This window comes from Eubacterium ramulus (genome assembly GCF_003122485.1).
In the GTDB taxonomy this organism is placed as follows: Bacteria; Bacillota; Clostridia; order Lachnospirales; family Lachnospiraceae; genus Eubacterium_I; species Eubacterium_I ramulus_A.
Genome location: NZ_JRFU01000272.1, coordinates 1 through 1,179 on the forward strand (window position 1 = coordinate 1; position 1,179 = coordinate 1,179).

The 1,179-nt window shown below is 42.2% G+C and carries 1 protein-coding gene; it reads right to left on the reverse strand.

Features of this window, described 5'->3' with window-relative positions:
• Positions 1–211 precede the first annotated feature (211 nt).
• Complete coding sequence (locus LG34_RS16515; RefSeq protein ID WP_109217042.1) at positions 212–1,033, reverse strand: formate dehydrogenase accessory sulfurtransferase FdhD; 822 nt, start codon at positions 1,031–1,033, stop codon at positions 212–214.
• Positions 1,034–1,179 lie beyond the last annotated feature (146 nt).

A 1,179-nucleotide genomic window follows, 5' to 3' on the forward strand; every position in this document is an offset into this window, starting at 1 on the left:
TCGCTGACCAGAATCACGCACCAAGTCTCACGTGCGTTCGACTTGAAAGTAAAAATATAAAAACTACCAGTATTAGCTTTCTAAGAATTTTTATTGGAATACATAAAAACTATCGGTGTTAGCTTTTCAAAAAGTCTTGTAGTAAAAATATAAAAACTATCAGTATTAGTTTTTGCAGAACTTCTATAGAAAAGTATAAAAGCTAACAATGTTAGTCTTCCCAAAATTCTTTTGAGGAAAAAATATCCATAGCATCCATATGCGCACTGCATATAAGTGTCACATGATACTTGCGGGCAAGTGCAACGGCGCGGTCGGTAGGAGCACCATTGCTGACTAAAACCGGTATTCTGGAACGGATCACTTTTTCCATCATATCGTCTGGAATACGTCCGCTGGAGAAAAGGAGGCATTTTGTCAGGTCAAGTCCGTCAATCAGTGCTTTGCCGATGGCTTTGTCCAAGGCATTATGACGCCCGATGTCTTCACACAGATAGCGGACTTCGCCTTCATACATCAGAAAACAGCTGTGAATGCCGTGAGTTTTCTGATGGAGTGGGGCACCTTTACGAAATGCCTGAATCAGATCAAGAGCCTGGCGGTAGTCAAAATCAAAGTCAGGAAGAACAGAGACGGGTTCAGCGTCATCCTGTTCGGAAAGCAGGTCGCGTCCAAGCATACCTTCTTCGCCGCAGTCACAGGCGCGGACTTCAATTGGCTTTTTGATTTCCCCGAGTGGTCGGGTGGTCATTACTCTGGCGCGGACACCATCACGGCAGATGTAAATACTGTGAATGTCTTCGACACCGTTAATCCGACCTTCGGTGTACAGATGACCAAGTACCAGTGCCGGCAGATCCTGAATGGTACAGACCAGTTTCAGCGCCAGATCTTCATTAATATAAACAGATAACAGATTTTCATGAAGAATGATTTTTTCTTTTTTTTCAAATGTGTTGCTTTCCGGGCGGTAGCAGATCATATCCTGTGTTTCCACTGCCGGCTGAGCGGTGCATAAATCTTGTATTTCCATAATGATATTCTTTTTAATCCCCTTATTAAATTCAATTTGTGTTTTTTAACACGAGCAATTTTTATCGTTATTTTATCACTTAGAAAACTCTCTTTTTAAATATTCAAGTCGAACGCACGTGAGACTTGGTGCGTGATTCTGGTCAG